Consider the following 14,836-nt stretch of genomic DNA (forward strand, 5'->3'; position numbering starts at 1 on the left):
AGGTGCTTGACCTGTATGTGCATTCGCCTATATTATGAAAGACAATGATAAATTTGTAGGTGATTAGATGAAATCTGTATTAAAGAATTTTATTAACGGTATTTTAACAATCGTTCCCATCATCCTTGTGGTTTATGTGATCTATAAAACCTTTTTATTTTTAGACGGTTTGTTAGGCAACTCCTTAAGACCCTTTCTCAAAGACGATTACATTCCCGGTTTTGGTCTGTTGACGACGATTATATTAATTACCCTCTTAGGATGGATGTCGACAAAGTATTTCACCGGAAAAATCATAAAATTAATCGATTATCTATTAGAAAAAATCCCGGTGGTTAAGACGATTTATTCGGTCATTAAGGATACGGTTCAATCCTTCCTTGGCGATAAGAAATCTTTTTCGAAGGTGGCATTAGTGGTCATTCCTGGAACTGAAATGAGAAGCATTGGCTTTATCACATCAGAGCAATTAGAGGATTTTTATAGTCCTTTAAAGGATCATGTTGCCGTTTATATCCCCCAAACCTTTCAAGTCGCCGGCTTTACCTTCCTTATTCCAAAGGAACAAGTCGAGATTATTGACGTTAAAGTGGAAGATGCAATGAAATTTGTATTATCTGGCGGGATGACCTCTTCCCCTAAGAAGACTGTGAAAGAGTCATAAGTTGTTTTTGTTCTTCAAGACCTAGGGGATTTTCAATTCGCTGATAAAAGCTGAAATTCGCCGATAAACAGACTCGATCCGCTGATATCTCACCAAAATTCGCTGATAAAACAAAAACAGGCGTCCAAAAATGGACGCCTTGTTTATTTTGCTTCAAACAAATGGGCAAATTCTCCGTAGCCCTCTTTTTCAAGTTGATCTTTCGGAATAAATCGAAGAGCAGCGGAGTTAATGCAATAGCGCAGTCCAGTAGGGTTCGGACCATCATCAAAGACATGACCCAAATGGGAATTGGCCGATTTACTTCTTACTTCTGTCCGCACCATAAAATGACTTGTATCCACTTTCTCCATCACTTCTTCTTCTTCCAGTGGTTTTGTAAAGCTTGGCCAGCCGCAGCCAGCATCGAATTTATCAAGCGAACTGAATAACGGCTTTCCAGAGATAATATCCACATAGATGCCGTCCCGTGTTTCATTCCAATATTCATTTCGAAAAGGCGGCTCTGTCCCGTTATTTTGTGTTACTTCATATTGAATAGGTGTTAGTTCCTTTTTTAAATCTTTATTTTCCATGTTCATTCCCCCAATGTCTTTCAATAAATCCAGCCCTGCCAGACCCCACATGATAGGACTCGTAATGAGCACGATTTTTCTTATAATAGTGCTGATGGTAGTCTTCAGCAGGATAAAAGGTTTGCGCAGGCAGGATTGGTGTCACTATGGGCTTCGAAAACCGGCCGCTCTCTTGCAAGGCTTGCCTTGATTCTTCTGCTAGTCTTTTTTGTGTGTCATTATGATAAAATATCGCTGTTTGATATGATTGTCCGCGGTCATAGAACTGTCCTCCGGCGTCGGTTGGATCAATTTGCTGCCAGAATAATTCCAACAATTTCTCATAAGGGAACACGTTAGGATCAAAGGTTATTTGTACCGCTTCATAATGACCTGTTGTATCTGAGCACACCTGCTGATATGTAGGGTTTTCTACTGTACCACCGGTGTACCCTGATAAAACGCTGATAATACCCGGCTGTTCATCGAACGGCTTCACCATACACCAAAAACAGCCGCCGGCAAATGTCGCTAACTGTTGATTATTTTCCACATTCCCACCCCTTCTTTTGTTTAAATAAAGTATACCGAAGATTTTATGAAAAATAAAATCTCTGAACTAAAAAGAAAATGCCGAACCATCTATGAGGTTCGGCAAACGATCTTAACGGCTTTTTCGCTGTTTTATTTGTTTATTAATTGATTTCCATTGCTTTCTAACTTCTGCTTGGGCACGTTTATCAGCTTTTCTTTCAATATACGCTAACTCTTTTTGCAGCTTGTTGAAGCTCGCAAGCCGTTCTACAGCTAGCAATCCTTCTTCAATTGCTTTTACCACTGCACAGCCTGGCTCATCATCGTGCTGGCAATCCCTAAAACGGCACATTGAAGCAAGTTCCTCAATATCAGAAAACGTTTCGGTTAAACCTTCTGAACTTTCCCAAAGTTGCAGTTCCCTCATTCCAGGCGTGTCAATTAAGATGCTGCCATTTGGCAATAAGATGAGCTCTCTATGGGTCGTAGTATGTCTGCCTTTGTCATCGTCCAGACGAATTTCTTGAACGGCTTGTTTTTCTTCTCCTAATAAACGATTTGTTAAGGTCGACTTTCCGACCCCCGAGGAACCAAGCAGGGCAACCGTTTTGCCTGGCTGCAGAAATGGGGCTAACTCTTCTAGTCCGCTCCTCGTTTCCGAACTAATTGGAATTACCGGGACACCCCCCATTGTTACTGTTTCAACGGCAGCCAACTTTTCCGTGATATTTTGACATAAGTCAGCTTTGCTTAACACAATCACAGGGTTTGCTCCACTTTCCCAAGCTAACAACAGATAGCGCTCTATTCTTCGTAAATTTAAATCTTCATTTAAAGAATTAACGAGGAAAACGGTATCAACGTTGACCGCCACAATTTGTTCCTCGGCTGTAGTACCAGCCGATTTTCTAGAAAACTTACTTTTCCGCGGCAAAACAGAAGTGATGGTTCCTTTTCCTTCATCAAACCGAGGTGTAACGCATACCCAATCACCTACAGCGGGGAAATCCTCTCTTGAATGGGCCTGATAGTTGAACTTACCCGAAACCTCAGCTAATAATTCTCCCTGTTCCGTCCAAACTCGATACAGATGCTTATGCTCGAGGGCCACTCTGCCAATAATTTGATCATCACTTGTTTTCACTATATTAAAATAATCATTTACATCTACTGTTAAACCTAAAGTACCTAAATTCATTCGTATTCCTCCAACGAAAGTTTATGGATAAAATTAAAAAACCATAGGCACACACAGCCCATGGTTTTATTCGCTTTATGGAATAAAAAAGAATACTTTCCCTTAAAGGGACCAAGTTGGGGCTGTGCAAACAATATTCAACTTACGGATCAATTCAATTAACATTGCCATTGCACGTCACCCGCTTTCCTAATAGTTAAAGTTATTATATGCAAAATCGAGTTAAATGTAAACAGAAAATTCCATTTTTACTATAGAAAGGTAGACACCTACCCATATCCAGTTGAATAAATTATGGTGTAACCTACTGTAAGGAGTTGATAACATGTCCGAGAAAAGAAACCAAGCTGATTATCTCCAAAAAGCAGCGATGTATGATTTGTTAGCTCAATCCTATAAATACACAAACCCAAACTTACACATGCATTTTTATTTAAAACATTTTAAATATATGAATAAAGCGATGAACCTCATGCGCACAACTGCCCAATCATTCCAGGGGGAAGCCAAAGTCCGCCTCCTTCATACTTCACATGATTCTCCCAATGTTGATGTTTATATTAATGGAAATAGAATGATAAGAGACCTCTCCTTTAAACAAGTAAGTAAGGATCTTACCCTCAAGGCAGGAAAATACCATATTGATATTTATCCAGCTGGAAACATGGTGGATAGTGTCTTAAATAAAAAAATAACAGTAGAAGCTGGAAAAACGTACACCCTCACGACCATTGATCCAGTCCAAAAAATGCGTTTGCTTGTGTTTCTGAATCAGCCCAAGGTTCCAGTAAATGAAGCCAAAGTCCGCTTTATCCATTTATCACAAGATTCTCCGCCTCTCGATATTGCCGTAAAGGATCGAGATGTCATTTTTCCGAGTGTTTCCTATAAGCAAGCAACGGATTATCTGGGTTTAACACCAATGACGGTAGACTTAGAGGCAAGAGGGGCAGGAAGTAGAGAGGTTCTTTTACCAATGCCACAGTCACAATTTATGCCGAATGAAAGCTACACGATTGTCTTTCTCGGTTTATCCAAAGGGAATCCAGAATTCCAATTCATCAGCATAAAAGATTAAAAAAATAGGTGCCCAATTGAGTGGCACCTATTTTACTGGTACTAAAATAGTAAACGCAATGTCATCCTTTTTTAAATCAAATTTTTCAGCTTTGATTTTCAGATCACTTTTTAATTTTAATTGCTGCATATGGACATAGACAAGTTGGTCATTCGGTCTAATCTCTACTCCTTTTGGCAGCTTATAGTTTTCACTAATTAAATTTAATACGAAGGAAATGGGAAGATGCAACTTTCCCACCGACATAGATTTTTGTTTTAAAACCAAATCCCCATTTTCCTGCGCTTCTGGTTCAAAGGTTAATTTTAAATTTAGTTCTTGACTAAAAATCGGTAAGGTTCCGTATAGTTCTACTTCCTCACCTAATAGGACCCGGTAATCAATCGGTGAATCAGCTGCTTCTTCTTTCAAATAATGATTGATCAACCTATTTAAATCATACTTGTTGGATTGAACATGAAAGGATACATCGTCACTATTGTCCAAATTTTTTACCTTACTTAATTCCTTATCTGTGGTTGGTGCAAGTACCAGTGAAAAAAGAATAATAGCAATTAAAAGATTGATTCCTAATAAGACTAAAAAGCCTATTTTCCATTTGTTTTTCATCTAATTCTCCTCAGCATTTACTATATAAGGTTCTTTCTCTATATCAGGTAATACCCGTTCCTCCATTGTTTCATTCAGCCTTTGGGCAATTAGTTTATACCCCTTGTCATTGGGATGGAAATTATCAGTATACAATAGATTCTCATCCGCATCCAAGAATACGTCCTCTATCTGTACAAAATAGGCATTAGGGTATTGAGCGATTACACTTTGGCCTGCCTGATTCCAATCGGCAACAATTTGGTCCATTTCCTTAATATTCGAAAACCATTTCGAAAACGGATTATACAAGCCCACCAACACAATCTTCGCATGGGGATTTTCTTGGACAATAGCTTCCATAATTTGAGTCAAATGTTTTCGGTAAGATTCTTTTTCCTGTATGAAATCAGATACCTGCAGATCTGAAATATTATCCCGAACAATTTTCATAATATCATTGCCGCCAATCGTTAAAATGACCAAATCTGCCTTTTGTAGTACGGGTTCCATTTCTGGTGATTTGAGTCTTTTTAATAATTGGGTCGTCCGATTCCCTTTGACTCCATAATTAATAAAATCCACTTCTTGTATACCTTTTTCTTTTTCGAGCATCGTTTTTAAATAGGGTAGGTAGCCGCCTTGGTTGGTACTATCACCGACGCCCTGTGTCAAGGAATCACCAGCTGATAATACGTTCAATTTCCGTGGAAAAAAATCAGCGGGGATTGGTTCAAACACTTGGGCAGAGACTTTCTTTTCTTGATGTAGTTCGAGAGGATTGGATGGACTGCACGAACTTAATAACAATGCTGAAAGTAGAAGGGGGAAAATCCTTTTCATCGTTTTATTCACCTGCCTTCTAAACTATTTCTATTATACCATGGCTAGAATCATTCAAAACAGTTTGTACTTTATCCTATTCATGGAAAAAAAATAGACCCATGAAATGGTCTATTGTAATGTCTTAATGTCATTAATTATTTCATCATATGGAACATTTTCATAGCCACTGTATGATTTTTTTATATTCCCATCCTTATCCACTAAATAAAGGAACGTTTGATGGATGACCTGGCTCCCTTCTGCCGGCTTCTTGACAATCGTCTTGAAGGTCTTCGCTGCGTAACTTTCAATGAACTCTTGTGAATAACCAGTTAGGAAGGTCCAATTTTTAAAATCGACCCCAAATTGACTAGCATACTTGCTTAATATTTCAGGTTTATCGACAGTGGGATCGACACTAAAGGAAACAAATTCCACATTTTTCAAGCCTTCTTCGTTGACCTTTTTCTGTAATTTGGTCATATTGGCTGTCATGGGCGGGCAAACATCAGCACAACTAGTAAAAATAAAATCGGAAATCCAAATCTTTCCCTTTAAGTCTTTTAAACCGATTGACTGGTTGTCTTGCGTTGTCGCCGTAAAATCTTGAACGGGCCAATTGACGGCATTTTTAATTTCATTTTTTCCACAGGCTGACAACATCAGGGAACAAATGACTAAGAATAATAACAGAAAGCGAACCTTCATTCTCTCACCTACAACCTTTACTATTTCTATTCGGGAATAGTTTAACAAAGTTAGCCGGCAGATGAAAGGAAATAGCTTACTCTAATCAATGACCCCTGTACGTTCAATCGTATTTTTCACTTCAATATCAAAAGTAGCATGTTTATATTTTTCTCTCCACTGACTCATTTTTTCCGGCTTCCCACGTACATGGGCTTCATATTCGTTTCCAAAGCCAATGGGATCAATTCCTGAATCCTGGAAATAAAGGATTAAATCACTCACTTGCTTTTTCATTAATTTATCAAGGGTTTTTTCAAGTTCCTTTATGGCTTTTGGTGAGGACAAATCTAAAGCTTCTGTCATTTCCAATAATCTTGAATTTAACTTAACCGTCACTTTAAAACGAAGCTTTTTTTTATCCACTAACTTTACTTTTGTTTTACTGCGGATGTTATCAATCGTTAAGTAAATCTTATTATAAATTGATGTATCCGAAAAAGTTTGATTTTTTAAGAGCAAGTTTTTTAATTGTTTTTTTTCAATTCCCATTTCGTGTGATCCGGCTCGGTAGGATTGAATCAGTATTTTTAAATAGAACAGTTTTCCACCCTTTATTTCATCAACTAAGCGATCATTTTTAAACAATCCAACACTTGATATCACCACATTTTTATTCTTAACTTTTAGAATTGGGAGTATTGGATCTTTTCCAACTTCATATAAATTATGGTTAAATTCGTGTAAGGTTGGCGAAATAATTTGCTCTCCCTCAACATTTTGTTTAATTAAATTATACACGTAGGTGCCAAGATTAATATTTGGTTTATTTTGACCTTTAATTAATACCTCAGCTGCTGTCTTATCTGCGATTGTTATATAGACCATATTTCCGATTGCTGCGTCTCGATTCAAGGTGTCGACCAGTTGGGTAATCCCTCTTTTGGCAAGTTCTCTGCTGTATATAACTGTACGCAGCTGCCCCGAAACTAACCTTTGATTGGATTGCAAATTTTCTTGCTGCCTTAATCCTTTGCTCGTTTTTGCCGTAACCGTGATTACTCTTGATTCCGTTTTGCTCATAGGATCAAATTTTTGAACAACTACCGTTCCCTTAATGTTGTTTTTTCCAACCAAGTCATACCCAGAGATGGTAATCAACCCTTGTTTTTCGAGAGGTTTTTGCTGCACACAGCTTGTACTCATAACTATTATGATACAAAGCATAGGAATGAAGATCATTTTATAATTAGGAAGCTTCCGCACTAGTTTTCTTCCTCCTTAAGAACTTCTTTTTAATCATGACTATCATCGAAAGGAGTACGGGGTAACAAAAAGCTAAAGCAAAACCAAGTTTTGCAACTAAATCTGTTACTTCATTCATTTGATATCTTGCTTTGATAAAAAAGGAGCCACCCCAAACTAAAAGAGCAATAACCCATATTCCCTTTCTTTGTTTCCAAGGGATGACCCTGCTAAACCCCTTAGATGCAGCCCATAAATAGCCACACAAATTGGGTAGGATAATTAACATCCAAAATGAGACGGCAATAAATTCAAACCTTTCTAAATTAGGCAGCCTAACAATTTTGAACATCGATAATACAGGCCAAATTGTCCGTGCTAAACTATTTTCCGCAAAGAAAGTAATTGATACCAACGTTACAAGTGAAAAAGTAATGGTTGTATACAAATTACCAAGCTGCGAAAACAGAAATACCCGCTGTTTGTCTTTTATATATGGATAAAAGAAAAACAATAATTCAAAGCCTATTATTGACAGGGAGGTCTTAAAAATTCCTTTCATCATTTGAATCAATTCTACATTTAATATGGGTAAAAGATGTTTAGGATCTGAATAATGTACCGGGACAAATAGAATAAAGATTAACCAGCCAGTTCCTATGACCGAGAGAAAAGTAACTCCAACAATCACTCGAACTCCACCATTCACGGCATAAGCTGATAACAGAATCAAAATTAAAGAAATTTGCCACGTCCGTAAATCAGGAAAAATCCAAACTTGAATGATTTCAATATAATTCATGATAATGATGAAGAAACAAAGGATTAAATAGATCATGTAGATGATATTCATGGTGTTTCCGATCCATTTACCAAATAGATCGACATGTATTCCATATAAATCAGCACTATCATATTGTCTAAGCATCAAAACCATAGCAGCTAAAACAATCGCGGCTGTAATTCCGCCTAAGAAAACAGCCATCCAGGCGTCATGTTTGGCTTCTAAAAAGACCACTCTAGGTAAGCCAATTAATCCAACCCCTGTTTGGAAACCGTGAATGACAAAAATAAGTAAAACTGCATTAAATAGTAACCCTTCTTTCGGATGTAAATTCACCTTCATATTGTCCGCTCCTATTCATCTACATCCTTTTTCTTTGCCTTTTTTCCAGAAAATCGAATTTCGTTATCTACATGGTTAGTTAATGGTCTTTTAACTAGATATTGAGAAGGTAATTTTAAAAAACTATATCGTAAATCTTTCCATCTAAAGGGATAGATTGGGGAGAGATAGGGCCCGCCCATTGTATCCAATTTAATCAGATGAATGAGAAGAAAACAAAATGACACCATGATTCCAATCCCACCCCAAAGACCGGCCATTAATATAATCGGAAAACGAATCATTCGAATCGAAGTGCCCATCAAGTAACTAGGGGTCGTAAACGAGCCCAAGGCACTTAAAGCAATGATGATAATTAAAATATTGCTTGTAAATCCGGCGTCCACAGCTGCTTGCCCAATAACAATACCGCCAACAATACCCATCGTCTGACCTACTTTTGTTGGCAGTCTCGCCCCCGCCTCCCGTAGGAGTTCAATAAAGAATTCAAGTAAGAGTGCTTCAAATACCGGGGGAAATGGAACATTTGACCTTGATTGCCCTAAAGAAACGAGTAAGGGGGATGGAATTACTTCATAATGATAAGTTAAAACGGCTACATATGCAGGCGTAAGCAAAACTGATAAAAACGCTGCCAGCAATCGCAATATCCGCAGCGAAAGTCCCATGTTCCAACGCATATAGACATCTTCCGTTGATTCAAAAAAGGAAAAGAACGGTGCCGGTCCATATAGGGCATCTGGACTTCTATCCATTAAGATCACCACCTTGCCTCGCATTAAGGCAATTGAGACACGATCGGGGAGTTCAGTTGTGACCAATTGTGGGAAAACAGTCCAGGTGTTATTTTCAACTAATTGGCCAAGAACGGTACTCCCAGCTACAAAATCAGCCTTTAACTCAGTGATTTTTTTTCGAAAAGTGTTGACATGTGCTTCATCAGCAATGTCTTTAATATAAACAAGTTTTAGTTTTGTCTTCGCCCTGGTTCCAAGTGTTAGGTCTTCCATACATAGATTTAAGTCTCTAATGTTTTGCCTTAATATATTGATATTACTGTCCAGTGACTCCGTAAAGGCAATTTTAGGACCATAAACAAGTGATTCCGTTTCCGCCTTTTCGATACTGCGTTCTACCGTTTTACTGATATCCGCGAGTATTCCATAGGGCTGGCCCTCCACATAAATGTAGACGTATCCATCATTTATTCCCTCAACCACTTCTTGCAGTTGATTTTGAGCAGTTAAGTTAGCAATAGGCAGGATTTGTGCAATAGCTTCACAAGTCCACTCCGTTTGGGTATGTTTTTGAATCGGAAAAATAATTAATTGATCAAGACTCATATTATCGATTTGGCTGTCCATATAACAAAATAGCATTTTCTGTCCATCTCGTTTTAGGGACCTGAAAATTAGATTTTCACCTACATGGAGCTGACCTTTGATTTGTTCCTTCAATTCATCAATTTGCTGGCTGTGCGTTTTTTTTTCCTCTGAAGGTTTTTTCCCTGTGATCCATTTGAACATGTGTTTCACCTTTGTTCAGACATTTTTTTTATTTTTACCAATAAATCTATTTATAGCCAAAAAACTTACATGATTACTCATGTATCGAGCAGGGTAATGATAATTTGGACTGGGTCAAACACTCTTTTATATATTTGAAAATTATGATATTATGAATGAGCATTCAGTCAACATATCATATTTTTATAAATTAATTGACCATAAGAGGTGAAGACAAATGGATCGAATCGGCCCAATTATCATTGTAGAAGGAGCAAAATCAAGTAAAGTTCCCTATTCTCGGAGTCTGTTTATTGATTGTTCTGAAAAGGTGCTGATTGATACGGGGGCAGAACCAAAGGCACTAAAAGAAATTGATCAAGATTATGGGGTTCAGCTAATCATAAATACACATTACCACCCTGATCATACCCTTCATAACCATCTATTTCCAAAGACAACCAAACTGATCAATCCGATTGAATTTGAAACCTCTCTTACGATTGAAGGGGTGGCAAGTGTAAATGGAGTTTATCAGGAATGGGGAGCTAAAGGTGTTGAAAAGTGGAAAGAAACTGTCCCGCAGGAGTGGGTTATGAACCTTGGAGAAATTTCGGGGGCATATGAATATGAAACAGAATACAAATTCGGTGAAGTAAAAGTCCAGTTTTTACACACCCCAGGCCACACGGGTGGTCTCGCCTGTCCCTATTTTCCAGACTTAGGTGTGGTGTTTAGCGGTGATTATGATATGACCTCGTTTGGACCCTGGTATAACGGGACTGACGGAAATATTGAGGACTTTATTGCTTCGGGGAATCGCCTGCTGACACTTGATGCTGACACCTATATTACCGGGCATCAAAAAGGGATTTTCTCCAAACAGGAATTTACAGAAGCCATGGCTAAATTTCTTGCCATCATTGACCGCAGAGATGAAAGAATCACTCAATACGTTCAGCAAGGGATGAACTTTGAGGAACTCACTAGTGTGGGCATCTTTTATCCGAAGAAGAGCTTGGAAAATACGATTCTCAAAACATGGGAACGGAGCGGGATCCGTAAGCATTTAACCCGCCTAGGTCTGACCGTGAAGGAAAAAGATGGAGAACTAGTGAAGGCAAAATAAAAATGGATGGAGATATTTCACCCATCCATTTTTGTTATTCTTCATCTGTATAATACATTAAGGCAAGTGCACCTGGTCCTGTATGTGTACTAACAATCGGACCTGTATAATCAATGGCGATATCCTGGTATCCGGTTAATTCTATAATCTTTTCCTTTATTTTTGTTGATAGTTCGTAGGCCTCAGCGTGGGCAATGCCAACACCCCGAATGGTTTTGCCTTTTACATCTTCTGCGAATTGATTGGCCATAAATTTAACGACCTGTGAATAGCTGCGAACCTTTGTGACAGGATTATATTCGGCTCCTTCTAATGAGGCAATTGGTTTAATATTTAACAATGAACCAATAAAAGCCTTTCCTTTGCCGATTCGCCCACCCTTTACAAGGTTCTCTAATGTGTCGACCATAATATACAATTTCGTATGTTCCCGGACTGATTCTAAACGCTTGAGAATTTCCTCCATGCTCTTCCCCTGCTTCGCCATTACGGCCGCTTCTTTCACTTGGAAACCTAGAGCTTTCGAAATAAATTCTGAATCGACCACCGTTACTTTTGTCTCGGTCATCTGAGCAGCACTTTCTGCCGAGCGCACGGTCCCGCTCATTTTTCCGGTCATATGTATGGATAATACTTCATAGCCTTCTTGTCCAAGACGATCGTACACTTCAAGAAAGGCACCCGCAGCCGGCTGGGAGCTTTTCGGCAACTCTTTTGAGTGACTCATATTTTTAATAAATTCAACATTATCAATTTCAATCCGATCCAAATAGGTTTCTCCATTGATTGATACAGTCAAAGGAACCATAACAACCCCAAGTTCTTCAATCATTTCATTGGATATATCCAAAGTTGAATCGGTTACAATTTTAATTTTGCTCATCATAAATTCACTTCCCAACAAATACATTAATGCTTTGTATTATACAGGTTTTAGGATTTGAAGAAAACAAAATACATCTTGATTGGATTATTTTAAATTTAAGAAGTACATTTGCGGATTGAATTATGTGTAATTTCTAATCCCCTATCTAATCAATTGCATATTTACGGACCAATTCATGAAAAATAGGCAGTGATGTTTTTTTATACAAAAAAACAGGACATTATTATGGCCTGTTCGACTAATCGAATAATTTGAATATGTAAGGCTTTATCTGGGCCTTCACTTTTTTGTTTTGCTGAAGATCACTTTTTTTGATTAGAAATAATTGCGGTTTATAATGTTTTCCTGTTTCGGCATCATACATTTTAATATTAAATAGATTATGATGACAATTAGGGCAAATCCACGTTCCGAAGTCGCAGCTATTGTAAGAAGGTTTGTGGCAGTTGGGGCAGGTTTTTTTATACACAGTTTCCACTCCAATTTTTAATACAGTCTATACATTATATGAATCATTCCATCTAATAGAATCAATAGCCTTGAGAGTAATTCTCTAGAAAAAGCTTTATTAAACTTGTTTTGCCATTTTTTTTCGCCATGTGAACACAAGCTGTAAAATTGACCCTGATAATATTAATACAGCTCCAGCTACCAAGATATTGAACATATTTGTTCCTGTTTCAGGTAATTTAGGTCCATCGACCGGTAAAACTCCACCCAATGTACCTTCAACGTAAAACTTAAACTCAACCTTACATGCTAGACCTTGAAATTCATTATCTAATTCTTCTGGAACCTCGACCTTAAAATATAGTTGTTCTGAGCCATTTTTAGCTATAAATCTAGAATCTAGTTTAGCGAAATCTTGCATTTTCCCTTCAAATAATACACTTTTCTTGTCGGATACCTTTAGTAGCAGTTCATTATAAAATTTTTCCGAGCCCTCTTTAAGTTTACTAGAGAATAGATACTTAAAATCCTGCTTGCCCTTGTTCTGAATATTTAACGTCCGCTCCGACCAATCACCTGGCTTGAGATTAGTTAAATCGAATAACACCTTCTCTGGTGAAGTTGCAATGTCTATTTCTTGAACTTCAGCTGCATAGGTAATTTGACTAAATGGAGCTAGGATACACATTGCTAGCATTAAGAAATAACAAACCAAGAAAGTGATTATTTTTTTTTCATTCATGGTATCCTCCTTTAAGGCTTTTTTCTCAATAAATTTAAATCCTACTTATAAATGGCTAGCTAATAGATTTTTCGGAACTTTGTTTTGTATCCTTTTCTAGCTTGGAAATGGTTTGCCAGATAGTAAATCCCGAATAAAGTAATAGCAGTAAACCAGGGAGAATTAATAACAGGGCGCTACCCTGTTTTGACTTGGAAAATTCAACAAAATAGCCCAAGTATGGAATCTTCAGACCAGTATATTCTGCCACAACATTTTCAGAGAGAACGGGGTTCATATCTTCAGTTTTATTATTGTCACCTTTGGTTCGATACATTACGGTATCACCGTTCTTTACTACTTCTATTACCCTGTGTGTAACTAATTTGTTTTCGTCCGCCTTAAAGGTGATGACATCATTCTTTTTGAATTTTTTCGTATCGTCGACTGGTTTTACCGCTATTATTGATCCTGTCTTGATACCCGGTTCCATTGATCCTGACAGGACCGTCTTTAATTGGTAACCCAAAGCTTGAGGTTCTCCTCCTGCGGCCTTTGAAGAAATAACAACAAATAACATAAATACAAAGACGATTAGCAAGATTACAGTTATTAAGTTATTAAGAATTTTTTTCACAGTTTTTACTTTCATTTTGCACTACCTTTCTATTCCGTTATCAATCTGCAAATTACTTTTTGGAACGATTTTATGGTCTAATAGTTTCTCTAGTTGATTCTGTACAAAGAATCACTGTTGCTTTGGTTTTCTGAAGCCCCATTTTGGTTTGATTGACTTTGTTCATCTGCTGGTGGTTGTGTATTTTCTATTGACCCCTCAATTGATGGTGGTTGAACATTTCCCTTTAATCCTTCGGCTGATTGATTTTGATTATTTTCAGGAATAGTTACTTCCCCTTTTGAAGATTGAGTATTCTGTATTTCTTCATTTTTCTTGGGAGTTGGAGTTTGGCAGTTCACCGTAATGGTTTCACTCCATAGTTCCTGTCTTGTGTCATACTTATTCGCGTGCCCTGGGCGTTGAAGTGCCTTAAATTTATAGTTTCCAGGTTTGTTGATCGTAAATTTTAGTGCACTTGTCTCACCAGATTTAAGTGGTTCAACAATCCCATCCCCTATCTTTTGACCATCCTTTGGATTTTGACTTTCTTCGTAAAATACTTCAAATTGAGACTGACCTTCCATATCACTGCCACTATTTTTAATTGCTACTGAAATTTCAACTGCATCACAAGCAGTAATAAGTTGATCTTTTTTATTCGTAAATTCTAGCGAACTCTTATCCCATTGTTCTTGCCAGGTTCCTGCAGTAATGGTCCCACTAATTTCCGAAGTAGAATTGAAATATGCACTGGTATCAGAGGATAAATATCCCATTGTAAACATCAGTACATACCAAATTGCGATGACTTGGGATAAAAGACTAATCTTTTTATTTTTTTTACTAAACTTTTTTAATCGAGTATTTCTAATCTTAATCACACCCCTCATCTCCTCAATTTGCTTTAAAAATATATTTATTATGTATAGATATTTATTTATTCTTTACGATTTGAATAAAAATAAGGGTAAATTTTATTTAAATCGTAAAGAATAAAGTAGTATATTTTTTAAAAGAAGGATGGGTT

General features: G+C 37.4%; 16 protein-coding genes. 3 read left to right on the top strand and 13 right to left on the bottom strand.

Annotation, left to right across the window (positions count from 1 at the left end; translation table 11 throughout):
- Positions 1-67: 67 nt before the first annotated feature.
- A complete protein-coding gene (locus AC4E8C_RS15040; RefSeq protein ID WP_490207471.1) occupies positions 68-664 on the top strand; it encodes a DUF502 domain-containing protein in 597 nt (198 codons plus the stop codon).
- A 143-nt stretch (positions 665-807) separates the two neighbouring features.
- Here the strand turns inward: AC4E8C_RS15040 and msrB are convergent, their stop codons facing one another.
- The 3 genes from msrB to rsgA form a co-directional block, all read right to left on the bottom strand.
- Positions 808-1,239 carry a peptide-methionine (R)-S-oxide reductase MsrB gene (msrB, locus tag AC4E8C_RS15045; RefSeq protein ID WP_490207472.1) on the bottom strand — a complete coding sequence of 144 codons (432 nt, stop codon included), beginning with the start codon at positions 1,237-1,239 and terminating at the stop codon, positions 808-810.
- A complete protein-coding gene (gene msrA / locus AC4E8C_RS15050) occupies positions 1,229-1,720 on the bottom strand; it encodes a peptide-methionine (S)-S-oxide reductase MsrA (protein ID WP_490212578.1) in 492 nt (163 codons plus the stop codon). Before msrA ends, msrB begins: the two co-directional genes overlap by 11 nt.
- 162 nt (positions 1,721-1,882) lie before the next feature.
- Positions 1,883-2,950 carry a ribosome small subunit-dependent GTPase A gene (rsgA, locus tag AC4E8C_RS15055; RefSeq protein ID WP_490207473.1) on the bottom strand — a complete coding sequence of 356 codons (1,068 nt, stop codon included), beginning with the start codon at positions 2,948-2,950 and terminating at the stop codon, positions 1,883-1,885.
- Between the two features lie 325 nt (positions 2,951-3,275).
- On the opposite strand from rsgA, the gene AC4E8C_RS15060 reads away from it, so the two are divergent.
- A complete protein-coding gene (locus AC4E8C_RS15060) occupies positions 3,276-4,028 on the top strand; it encodes a DUF4397 domain-containing protein (protein ID WP_490207474.1) in 753 nt (250 codons plus the stop codon).
- A gap of 27 nt (positions 4,029-4,055) precedes the next feature.
- Here AC4E8C_RS15060 and AC4E8C_RS15065 read toward each other — a convergent pair whose 3' ends face one another.
- From AC4E8C_RS15065 to AC4E8C_RS15090, 6 genes are all read right to left on the bottom strand, one after another.
- Positions 4,056-4,637, bottom strand: coding sequence for a YpmS family protein (locus tag AC4E8C_RS15065; protein ID WP_490207475.1), 582 nt, complete (start codon positions 4,635-4,637; stop codon positions 4,056-4,058).
- Positions 4,638-5,459: an SGNH/GDSL hydrolase family protein gene (locus AC4E8C_RS15070; RefSeq protein WP_490207476.1), complete on the bottom strand. Its 822-nt coding sequence runs from the start codon at positions 5,457-5,459 to the stop codon at positions 4,638-4,640.
- Between the two features lie 111 nt (positions 5,460-5,570).
- Positions 5,571-6,149, bottom strand: coding sequence for an SCO family protein (locus AC4E8C_RS15075; RefSeq protein WP_490207477.1), 579 nt, complete (start codon positions 6,147-6,149; stop codon positions 5,571-5,573).
- A gap of 81 nt (positions 6,150-6,230) precedes the next feature.
- Positions 6,231-7,394 carry a Ger(x)C family spore germination protein gene (locus AC4E8C_RS15080; RefSeq protein ID WP_490207478.1) on the bottom strand — a complete coding sequence of 388 codons (1,164 nt, stop codon included), beginning with the start codon at positions 7,392-7,394 and terminating at the stop codon, positions 6,231-6,233.
- Entirely contained in the window at positions 7,378-8,499 is a 1,122-nt protein-coding gene (locus tag AC4E8C_RS15085; protein WP_490207479.1) for a GerAB/ArcD/ProY family transporter, read from the bottom strand. The genes AC4E8C_RS15080 and AC4E8C_RS15085 overlap by 17 nt, the downstream gene beginning before the upstream one ends.
- Before the next feature lie 11 nt (positions 8,500-8,510).
- Complete coding sequence (locus AC4E8C_RS15090) at positions 8,511-10,025, bottom strand: spore germination protein (RefSeq protein WP_490207480.1); 1,515 nt, start codon at positions 10,023-10,025, stop codon at positions 8,511-8,513.
- 217 nt (positions 10,026-10,242) lie between these two features.
- Between AC4E8C_RS15090 and AC4E8C_RS15095 the strand changes: the two genes are divergently transcribed.
- The gene (locus AC4E8C_RS15095; RefSeq protein ID WP_490207481.1) at positions 10,243-11,133 is read left to right on the top strand and encodes an MBL fold metallo-hydrolase; all 891 of its coding nucleotides are present in this window, start codon (positions 10,243-10,245) and stop codon (positions 11,131-11,133) included.
- A 34-nt stretch (positions 11,134-11,167) separates the two neighbouring features.
- Here AC4E8C_RS15095 and AC4E8C_RS15100 read toward each other — a convergent pair whose 3' ends face one another.
- From AC4E8C_RS15100 to tapA, 4 genes are all read right to left on the bottom strand, one after another.
- Positions 11,168-12,016 (bottom strand): DegV family protein, encoded by an 849-nt coding sequence (locus AC4E8C_RS15100; RefSeq protein WP_490212579.1) that lies wholly within the window; start codon positions 12,014-12,016, stop codon positions 11,168-11,170.
- Between the two features lie 571 nt (positions 12,017-12,587).
- Complete coding sequence (locus AC4E8C_RS15105; RefSeq protein ID WP_490207482.1) at positions 12,588-13,211, bottom strand: LPXTG cell wall anchor domain-containing protein; 624 nt, start codon at positions 13,209-13,211, stop codon at positions 12,588-12,590.
- Between the two features lie 55 nt (positions 13,212-13,266).
- Positions 13,267-13,842: a signal peptidase I SipW gene (sipW, locus tag AC4E8C_RS15110; RefSeq protein ID WP_490207483.1), complete on the bottom strand. Its 576-nt coding sequence runs from the start codon at positions 13,840-13,842 to the stop codon at positions 13,267-13,269.
- Positions 13,843-13,916: 74 nt separating this feature from the next.
- Positions 13,917-14,690 carry an amyloid fiber anchoring/assembly protein TapA gene (gene tapA / locus AC4E8C_RS15115; protein WP_490207484.1) on the bottom strand — a complete coding sequence of 258 codons (774 nt, stop codon included), beginning with the start codon at positions 14,688-14,690 and terminating at the stop codon, positions 13,917-13,919.
- Positions 14,691-14,836: the final 146 nt, after the last annotated feature.

The sequence above is a fragment of the Neobacillus sp. SRL179 genome (assembly GCF_984799095.1).

Bases quoted from the DNA above. Each gene is read 5' to 3' on its own strand.
- AC4E8C_RS15040 (WP_490207471.1), top strand. From the start codon at position 68: ATGAAATCTGTATTAAAGAATTTTATTAACGGTATTTTAACAATCGTT.
- msrB (WP_490207472.1), bottom strand. From the start codon at position 1,239: ATGGAAAATAAAGATTTAAAAAAGGAACTAACACCTATTCAATATGAA.
- msrA (WP_490212578.1), bottom strand. From the start codon at position 1,720: ATGGTGAAGCCGTTCGATGAACAGCCGGGTATTATCAGCGTTTTATCA.
- rsgA (WP_490207473.1), bottom strand. From the start codon at position 2,950: ATGAATTTAGGTACTTTAGGTTTAACAGTAGATGTAAATGATTATTTT.
- AC4E8C_RS15060 (WP_490207474.1), top strand. From the start codon at position 3,276: ATGTCCGAGAAAAGAAACCAAGCTGATTATCTCCAAAAAGCAGCGATG.
- AC4E8C_RS15065 (WP_490207475.1), bottom strand. From the start codon at position 4,637: ATGAAAAACAAATGGAAAATAGGCTTTTTAGTCTTATTAGGAATCAAT.
- AC4E8C_RS15070 (WP_490207476.1), bottom strand. From the start codon at position 5,459: ATGAAAAGGATTTTCCCCCTTCTACTTTCAGCATTGTTATTAAGTTCG.
- AC4E8C_RS15075 (WP_490207477.1), bottom strand. From the start codon at position 6,149: ATGAAGGTTCGCTTTCTGTTATTATTCTTAGTCATTTGTTCCCTGATG.
- AC4E8C_RS15085 (WP_490207479.1), bottom strand. From the start codon at position 8,499: ATGAAGGTGAATTTACATCCGAAAGAAGGGTTACTATTTAATGCAGTT.
- AC4E8C_RS15090 (WP_490207480.1), bottom strand. From the start codon at position 10,025: ATGTTCAAATGGATCACAGGGAAAAAACCTTCAGAGGAAAAAAAAACG.
- AC4E8C_RS15095 (WP_490207481.1), top strand. From the start codon at position 10,243: ATGGATCGAATCGGCCCAATTATCATTGTAGAAGGAGCAAAATCAAGT.
- AC4E8C_RS15100 (WP_490212579.1), bottom strand. From the start codon at position 12,016: ATGAGCAAAATTAAAATTGTAACCGATTCAACTTTGGATATATCCAAT.
- AC4E8C_RS15105 (WP_490207482.1), bottom strand. From the start codon at position 13,211: ATGAATGAAAAAAAAATAATCACTTTCTTGGTTTGTTATTTCTTAATG.
- sipW (WP_490207483.1), bottom strand. From the start codon at position 13,842: ATGAAAGTAAAAACTGTGAAAAAAATTCTTAATAACTTAATAACTGTA.